This is a genomic window from Variovorax sp. PDC80, from assembly GCF_900115375.1.
Lineage (GTDB): Bacteria > Pseudomonadota > Gammaproteobacteria > Burkholderiales > Burkholderiaceae_C > Variovorax.
Window position 1 is genome coordinate 1 of record NZ_FOWG01000029.1, and the last position, 7,403, is coordinate 7,403.

Annotated in this window: 8 protein-coding genes; 4 read left to right on the top strand and 4 right to left on the bottom strand. The window is 70.8% G+C overall.

Features of this window, described 5'->3' with window-relative positions; all coding sequences use genetic code 11:
* Nucleotides 1–91: 91 nt before the first annotated feature.
* Nucleotides 92–652, bottom strand: a complete 561-nt coding sequence (locus tag BM109_RS40410) for a putative glycolipid-binding domain-containing protein (RefSeq protein WP_093356120.1) — start codon at nt 650–652, stop codon at nt 92–94.
* Nucleotides 653–745: 93 nt separating this feature from the next.
* On the opposite strand from BM109_RS40410, the gene BM109_RS40415 reads away from it, so the two are divergent.
* Nucleotides 746–1,240 carry a C4-dicarboxylate ABC transporter substrate-binding protein gene (locus BM109_RS40415; protein ID WP_093356123.1) on the top strand — a complete coding sequence of 165 codons (495 nt, stop codon included), beginning with the start codon at nt 746–748 and terminating at the stop codon, nt 1,238–1,240.
* Nucleotides 1,237–2,748 (top strand): TRAP transporter large permease subunit, encoded by a 1,512-nt coding sequence (locus tag BM109_RS40420; protein ID WP_093356135.1) that lies wholly within the window; start codon nt 1,237–1,239, stop codon nt 2,746–2,748. The genes BM109_RS40415 and BM109_RS40420 overlap by 4 nt, the downstream gene beginning before the upstream one ends.
* 15 nt (nt 2,749–2,763) lie before the next feature.
* Here the strand turns inward: BM109_RS40420 and BM109_RS40425 are convergent, their stop codons facing one another.
* Both BM109_RS40425 and BM109_RS40430 read right to left on the bottom strand, forming a co-directional pair.
* A complete protein-coding gene (locus BM109_RS40425; protein WP_093356126.1) occupies nt 2,764–3,042 on the bottom strand; it encodes a contact-dependent growth inhibition system immunity protein in 279 nt (92 codons plus the stop codon).
* A gap of 23 nt (nt 3,043–3,065) precedes the next feature.
* Complete coding sequence (locus tag BM109_RS40430) at nt 3,066–3,914, bottom strand: RNase A-like domain-containing protein (protein WP_093356128.1); 849 nt, start codon at nt 3,912–3,914, stop codon at nt 3,066–3,068.
* A gap of 420 nt (nt 3,915–4,334) precedes the next feature.
* On the opposite strand from BM109_RS40430, the gene BM109_RS40435 reads away from it, so the two are divergent.
* Both BM109_RS40435 and BM109_RS40440 read left to right on the top strand, forming a co-directional pair.
* Complete coding sequence (locus BM109_RS40435; protein WP_093356137.1) at nt 4,335–5,525, top strand: Y-family DNA polymerase; 1,191 nt, start codon at nt 4,335–4,337, stop codon at nt 5,523–5,525.
* Between the two features lie 4 nt (nt 5,526–5,529).
* Nucleotides 5,530–6,216, top strand: coding sequence for a TIGR02117 family protein (locus tag BM109_RS40440; RefSeq protein ID WP_093356132.1), 687 nt, complete (start codon nt 5,530–5,532; stop codon nt 6,214–6,216).
* Nucleotides 6,217–6,231: 15 nt separating this feature from the next.
* Here the strand turns inward: BM109_RS40440 and BM109_RS40445 are convergent, their stop codons facing one another.
* On the bottom strand, nt 6,232–7,284 hold the full coding sequence (locus tag BM109_RS40445) for a purine-nucleoside phosphorylase (protein WP_093356134.1): 1,053 nt from the start codon (nt 7,282–7,284) through the stop codon (nt 6,232–6,234).
* Between the last annotated feature and the right edge of the window lie 119 nt (nt 7,285–7,403).

The following is a 7,403-nucleotide window of genomic DNA, read 5'->3' on the forward strand; positions in this document are numbered from 1 at the left end:
CCAATTGGGCACCTGTCGCTTGGGTCTGGCTCGCTGAAGCACGTATCCTCGCTACTAGGCTGGCCGCGTAGATCATTTCAAATACACCCTCTCAGGCTTCGGCGACCCAGAGCCCCGGATAGTCGTGCACGAAGCCATCGGCCGTGACGCCCAGCACCGCCTCGTAATCGAAGCGCTTCGCCACGTAGCGGTAGGCGTTGTCGCCGCTGCGCTCGTAGCGCTGCATCAGCTCGCCGAGGCTGCCGCCATCGAGGTCGATCCAGGCCGCGGGCGCATCGGCGCCCTCGCCCTTCGAGAGATTGAGGCGACGCAGCTGCAGCAGGTTGGTCGCGGGCGTGAAGCCCAGGTCGAGGTCGACGCAGTGCGAGAGATCGGGCACCGGTTCGTCGTTGAGCTTCCAGCGGCCCTGCGCGTCGCGCGTGATCGAGAGGTCGACCGTGCTGTCGCCGAGCCAGCCGCGCACCGTGCCCCACTGCGCATGCCAGTGCAGGTCGCAGCGCACGCGGTAGTGCAGCTGCGCCACCCGGCCGTCCTCGGCGCGGAAGGCCGAGGCGCCGTCGAGCTGCCAGGCGCTGGCATTGCGTTCGAGACGGCAGGCATCGTGGCCCGGAACGTCGAGCCTGCGCCAGAGGATGGAAGCGACGGTTTGCATGGGGCGGATGATGGCGCGGGCCGTGGGGCGGCGCAAGCATTGCCCCGCCACGCCGCAGGTGCTGGTCAGGTTCGGGAACTAGCGTCGCTCGCCATGACGCCGCCCGACGCCTGCCTCGCCACCCGCCTGCTCGACCGCCTCGATCGGCTGGCGATGCCGCTGGCGCTCGCGATCGCGCTGCTGCTGTTCCTGCAGTGGCCGCTGCGCGGTCTCGCCGGGGCCGGCTTCGGACCGACGCAGGCCAACGACCTCGCGCAGTGGCTGTTCGCGCTCTACGTGGCGGTCGCGCTGCGGCATGCGGGGCGGCGCGGCGCGCACCTGGTGGCGCGGCCCGACCTTGCCGCGGGCAGTCCCGCGCGCTGGCGCCGCGCCGGTGCCGCGCTGTGCGTGCTGCCGTGGGCGCTGTTCCTGGTGGCCGTGTCGGCGCGGCCGGTGCTGGGCTCGGTGGCCGCGCTCGAGCGCTTTCCCGACACCTTCAATGCGGGCTACTTCATGGTCAAGATCGCGCTGCTGCTGCTCGCCGTGCTGCTCGCGCTGCAGGCGGCGCTCGAGCTCTGGCAGGCCTGGCCGTGGCGGCGCACGCGATGAGCGCCGGCACCGGCTGGCTCGGCCTGGCGCTGCTCGCGGTGGCGCTCGCGCTGATGATGAGCACCGGCTGGCCGACCTATGCGGTGCTGCTCGGCGTGTCCACGCTCGGCGCGGTGGCGGGCCTGGCGCTCGGCGCCTTCGACATGGCGCTGCTGCAGAACCTGCCCTGGCGCATCGTCGGCCTGCTCGAGCACGACCTGCTGCAGGCGCTCGCGCTCTATGCGCTGGTGGGTGCGCTGCTCAACCGGCTCGCGCTCGCGCAGCACCTGTACGAGGGCCTGCGCCGCCTGCTCGCGCGCATCGCGCCGCGCGCGGCCGCCGAGATCGCGGGCATGGTGCTCGGCCTGTTGCTGGCGCCGATGAACGGCTCGGTCGGCGCGAGCCTGCTCACGCTGGCGCGCACCGCGGGCGAGGGCTGGGCACGCGAAGGCCTGCCTGCCCCGCGCCGCACGGCGCTGGTGGCGGTGACCGGCACGCTCGGCGTGATCGTGCCGCCCTCGCTGGTCCTGCTGCTGCTTGCCGACGCGATGCTGCGCGCCCACACCGAGGGCGTGAACATGGCGCGCAGCCTGGGCCTGCCGGGCGCCGCGGCCGAACGCATCGTCAACACGCAGGACATCCTGCAGGCCGCGCTGCTGCCGGCCGCGGCCCTGCTCGCGGGCTGGCTCGCGATCGCCGCCTGGAGCGCGCGGCGCGCGCGGCCCGTCCTGTCGGCCACGCCGACCGCGCGCGCGCCGCTCACGCGCGCGCAGCGCTGGACCCTTTCGATCGTGCCGCCCGTGATCGGCTCGCTGCTGGTGCTGATCGCGCTCGGCCGCGTGCGGCCGGTCGAAGGCGCCGCCACCGCCTGCATGCTGCTGCTGGGCTGGGGCCTGGCATCGGGCCAGCTGCTGCGCGCGGGGCTGCTGCGCCAGGTGCTCGACGACGCGATGGCGCTGACCGGCGCGCTCTATGCGCTGCTGGTCGCGGCCACCACCTTCTCGCTGCTGCTGCGCGGCTTCGGCACCGATGCGCTGGTCATGCGGCTGATGCTGGCGCTGCAGGGCCATCCAATGATCGGGCTGGGCGCCGTGCTCGCCATCCTGCTGGCCTGCGCCTTCGTGCTCGATGCCTTCGAGCTGATCTTCCTCGTGGTGCCGATCGTGATGCCGCCGGTGCTCGCGCAGCTCCCCGACGCGGCCTGGATCGCGACGCTCGCGCTGCTGGTGCTGCAGGCCGGCTTCCTGCTGCCGCCCTTCGGCTATGCGCTGGTGCTCGCGCGCGGGCAGACCGTGCCGCGCCCGCCGCTGCGCGCGGTGGCGCTCGCGCTGGCCCCTTACCTCGTGCTGCTCGCGCTGGTGATGGCCGCGACGATGGCCTGGCCAGGCAGCACGCACTTGCTGCGCGATGCGCCCGAGGCGGCGGCCGCGCAGGCACCGATAGACGCCGATACGGTCGACCGCTTGATGCGTGAGATGGCCCCGCCGCCCGATCCGGCCGACGGCGCGCCCGCGGCCGAATCGCCCTGAGCGAAGCCGCGGGTGCTACTGCACCGCCGCCAGCACGCGGTCGAAGAACTCCGCCGCCGTGCGGCCGAAATCCTCGGGCAGGTAGTCGCGCTCGAAGTCGCGCGCGAACGCGGCCTCGACGTCGTCGTGCGAACCCCGGTAGTCGGCGATCTCGGCACGCAGCGCGGCCAGCTCGGCCGGGGTGCTCGATTCGCGGTACGAGGCCATGATCTCGGCGCCGGTCTCGCCGAAGAGGATGTCGGCATCCTGGCCGAAATAGACCTTGGTCAAGTGGTCGATCAGTTCGAATCGCATCGTGGGTCTTGTTGTGCTGGCTGTCAGAACGGATGGGCGGTGAGGATGTAGAAGGGCTTGCCGTTGTAGGCCTTCATGTTGAGCGTCACGCGCACCTTGGTGAGCTGGCTCACGGCCGTGCTGCCGCGCTGCACGCCGATGCCGACCACGGTGCCGATGTCGTGCTCGAAGGCCATCGGCTTGGAGCCCACCTGCGCCGAGCGCGACCAGGCGCGGATCGCGCGCGCATTGGCGCGCACCGTCTGGCTGATGGCCGACTCGGCCGTGGCGAGGTCGAAGAACGACGACGACTTCTGCAGGCTGGGCTTCTTCGCGAAGCGGTCGAACAGGTCCTGCGCCGACTTGCCGACGTGTTCGCGGATGGTGTGGCCGCCGGCCTTGGAGCCGGCCACGCCCTCATGCTCGATGAGGCGCACGGGCTCAAGCTTGAAGCGGCTCGCGCGCACCGCGATGACGCGCGATGCGGCGAGGCCGCCGGCCACGAACAGCGGCACCGCGACGTCGACCGCGAGCCCCACCTGCGCGCCGGTCTCGGGCGAGGCGCCCATGGCCTGCGCGGCGGCATCGGCCGTCATGGAGGTGGCGGTGCGCTGCGAGCGGCCGGTCCAGATCTGGCGCGCTGCGGTGGCGGTGACGTCGCTGCCGTGGGCACCGAGCACCACGCAGCCGACCTTGCTCGCCATCGTGGGTTCGGGCGCGACGCACAGCACGCCCGCGCCGACCAGTTCGATGACGCCGCCGACCAGCGCCGCGGTGCCCCAGAGCCGGTTGCTGAGGCTCGCCGACTCGGGCACGTCCTCGCCACCGAGCACCGCCGCCAGCTGCACCGGCGTCAGCGCGACCGAGAGGCCGCCTTCCTCGTCGTCACCCATGGTGGATTCCTTTCCCTAGAACGTGTTCATGATCTTTTCATGGTGCCCGCAAGGCAGCAAAGCGTCGCAATCTAGGCGCGCGCCGCCGTCCAGGCTAATGCCTGGACAAGGTGCGCAACGACGAGTGCGGCGCTTTGCTGCCTTGCCCTTCGGGTTGCCCCGCAAAGCTGGCATCTGCGGCGTTGCAAATGCTCGCCGGGCCACCAGCCCGGCTGCGCTTTGCGCCTTGCACCTGCCAGCTTTGCGGGGCAACGGGCACCATGAAAAGATCATGAACACGTTCTTGGCCCTTGCGGGGGATTGAAATTCCGATGCATTCTTGCACGGCCCGGGCGAACATCGGCGCAGCGCGAGACAATCGTTACCGTGAGTTCCAAGCCCGCCGCCACGCCCCCGATCCGCCGCATCGCCCACCTCGACATGGACGCCTTCTACGCGTCGGTCGAGCTGCTGCGCTATCCGCAGCTCAAGGGCCTGCCGGTGGTGATCGGCGGCGGCCGGCGCAGCGTGGACGAAGCGATCCGCCACCTGCCGCCCGGCGGCACGCTGGCCGACATTCCGGTCGATGCCTTCGCGCGGCTCAAGGACTACGTGGGCCGCGGCGTGATCACCACCGCGACCTACCCGGCGCGCAAGTTCGGCGTGGGCTCGGCCATGGGGCTCATGAAGGCCGCCAAGCTGTGCCCCGACGCGATCCTGCTGCCGGTGGACTTCGAGGAGATCCGCAAGTACTCGCGCGGCTTCAAGTCGATCATCACCGACATCGCGCCGCTGATGGAGGACCGCGGCGTGGACGAGGTCTACATCGACTTCACCGAGGTGCCCGGCGGCCAGCGCGAGGGCGGGCGCACGCTGGCGCGGCTGATCCAGAAGTCGATCTTCCAGGCCACCGGCCTGACCTGTTCGATCGGCGTGGCGCCCAACAAGCTGATCGCCAAGATGGCGAGCGAATTCAACAAGCCCAACGGCATCTCGGTGGTGTACCAGGACGACATCGAGACCCGTATCTGGCCGCTGCCCTGCCGCAAGGTCAACGGCATCGGGCCCAAGGCCGACGAGAAGCTCAAGCGCCTGGGCATCGAGACCATCGGCCAGCTCGCGGCCTGCGAGCGCGGCTGGCTGATCGACAACTTCGGCAAGTCCACCGGCGCCTGGATGCACGAGGTGGCATGGGGCCGCGACGATCGCCCCGTGGTGACCGAGAGCGAGCCGGTCTCGATGAGCCGCGAGACCACCTTCGAGCGCGACCTGCATGCGGTGCGCGACCGCGCCGAGCTCGGCGAGATCTTCACGCGGCTGTGCGAGAAGCTCGCCGAGGACCTGCAGCGCAAGGGCTATGTGGGCAAGACCATCGGCATCAAGCTGCGCTACGACGACTTCAAGATCGCCACGCGCGACCAGACCATCGACCGCTTCACCGACGACGCGAAGACCATTCGCCGCACCGGCGGCCTGTGCCTGAAGCGCGTGCCGCTCGAACGCCCGCTGCGCCTCTTGGGCGTGCGCATGGGCGCACTGGCGCGCGCGGGCAGCCCCGAGGCGCTGGCACCGGCCGGCGGTGCGCAGCGCCCGGCCGCCGCGCCCGAGTCGGCCACCGCCTCGCTGTTCTGACGCCATGGCCTTCATCGCACGCTGGCTGCGCCGCTTCTCGCTGCTGCTGCTCGGCCTCGTGGTACTGATCGGGCTCTATGTGGGAACGGCCTTCGCGCTGGTGTTCTGGCCCAGTCATGCGAAGACCACGGCGCCGGCCGCGCCCTATGTCGAGGCCTGGGTGCTGAGCAACGGCGTGCACACCGACTACGTGTTCCCGGTGCGCTCGGCGCTGATCGATTGGCAAAAGCTGTTCCCGCTCGCCGACTTCCCGGCCGTGCCGCCCGGTGCCGAGTACGTGGCGCTGGGCTGGGGCGACCGCGAGTTCTACCTGCACACGCCGACCTGGGCCGACCTCACGGTCTCGCGCGCGCTGGGCGCGCTGTCGGGCCGCAACCGCGCGCTGCTGCACGTGAGCTATCTGCGGCGCGACCAGTTCGGGCCCGGCGCGTTCCGGCTGCCGCTGTCGATGCCGCAGTACCTGCGCCTGATCGAGCATGTGCGCAGCACCCTGCCCGCGGGCCAGGTGACGGCCATCGCGGGCGCGCACTACAACGCCCAGGACGCCTTCTACGAGGCCAACGGCGCCTACCACCTGTTCGAGACCTGCAACACCTGGACCGGCCGCGGCCTGCGCCGCGCGGGCGTGAAGGTCAGCCGCTGGACGCCGTTCGACTTCACGGTGACCTGGCATCTACAGCCGGCGCCCTGAGCGCGGCCCCGTGCCTCAAGGCCGCGGCACGCCGCCCTGCCACTGCCCCCAGTTCGCCACGATGTGGTCGACCACGCGCGTGCCCACCAGCGCGATGTTCTCCACCGTCTCGGCGAAGCCGCCGGCCGTTTCGCCGGGCGCCGGGTCGAGATGCTGCAAGGTGGTCTCGTTGGGATTGCCCTGGTCGAAGTTGACCGCGCCGCGCAGGCTCATCACGCGGTCGGTGCCGTGGGTGCGCTGGATCACGAGCGTGATCGCGGCGGCCTCCATCTCGGTGATCACGTAGTCGTCGGCACCATAGAGCTTCGCGATGTACTGCGCCTGGTTCGACATGCCGGGGCCGTGGAAGAAGGTGTCGCCCGTCATGTGGGTGCCGGTGCCGACGAAGGGCGCGCGGCGCGCCGCGGCATCGGGATAGCGCAGCCGGTAGCTGCGCGCCGATTCGGAATCCTTGAGCGGCGTGTCGGCCGTGAGCTTCATGGCCCAGCCGACGAGGTCGGGGTTGAGCTTGAAGCGGCGGTACGACTCGTAGCCCTTGCGCGGCATGAAGGTGGGCTCGCCGGGCTTGTTCTCCTCGGGTGCCCAGCGGTGGCCGAGGTCGTAGTCGACCAGCCAGGTGGCCCAGCTCACCTCGCCGATGGTGCCGCGCGAGGGCGGCGTGCCGGCCACGCCCGAGATCACGTAGTAGGCCTGCGAGAAATCGAACTGCGGGTTCAGCAGGATCGCCTGCATCGAGGCCGAGGAATTGACCTTGCCCATGCCGAGCACCGCGCCGCAGACGCCGTCGGCATTGCAGTAGACGGGCTGCAACGCGCCGGGCACGGCCATCGGCTTCGCGCCCTTCCAGTAGCGCTCGTACCAGTGCTGGAACTCGCCCGCGCGGTCGCCGCTGTTCTGGCCGATCTCGAACATGGCGGCGACGAACACCTTCACCTTCACGGGCAGTTCGGCGCGGGCCTCGGCGCCGGGCGCGGGCGGCATGGTGGCGGCACTGGCGGCACCGGCCAGCAGCGCGGCGGCGGCCAGCGCCGAGAGGCGAGCGAAGCACAGGGAGGAGGAAGACGGCATGGGGAGACTCCGTGGGTTCGAGGATGAGAGGGTGTATTTGAAATGATCTACGCGGCCAGCCTAGTAGCGAGGATACGTGCTTCAGCGAGCCAGACCCAAGCGACAGGTGCCCAATTGGA

Coding starts and splice junctions, on each gene's coding strand:
- BM109_RS40410 (WP_093356120.1), bottom strand. CDS start 652: ATGCAAACCGTCGCTTCCATCCTCTGGCGCAGGCTCGACGTTCCGGGC.
- BM109_RS40415 (WP_093356123.1), top strand. CDS start 746: ATGACGCCGCCCGACGCCTGCCTCGCCACCCGCCTGCTCGACCGCCTC.
- BM109_RS40420 (WP_093356135.1), top strand. CDS start 1,237: ATGAGCGCCGGCACCGGCTGGCTCGGCCTGGCGCTGCTCGCGGTGGCG.
- BM109_RS40425 (WP_093356126.1), bottom strand. CDS start 3,042: ATGCGATTCGAACTGATCGACCACTTGACCAAGGTCTATTTCGGCCAG.
- BM109_RS40430 (WP_093356128.1), bottom strand. CDS start 3,914: ATGGGTGACGACGAGGAAGGCGGCCTCTCGGTCGCGCTGACGCCGGTG.
- BM109_RS40435 (WP_093356137.1), top strand. CDS start 4,335: ATGGACGCCTTCTACGCGTCGGTCGAGCTGCTGCGCTATCCGCAGCTC.
- BM109_RS40440 (WP_093356132.1), top strand. CDS start 5,530: ATGGCCTTCATCGCACGCTGGCTGCGCCGCTTCTCGCTGCTGCTGCTC.
- BM109_RS40445 (WP_093356134.1), bottom strand. CDS start 7,284: ATGCCGTCTTCCTCCTCCCTGTGCTTCGCTCGCCTCTCGGCGCTGGCC.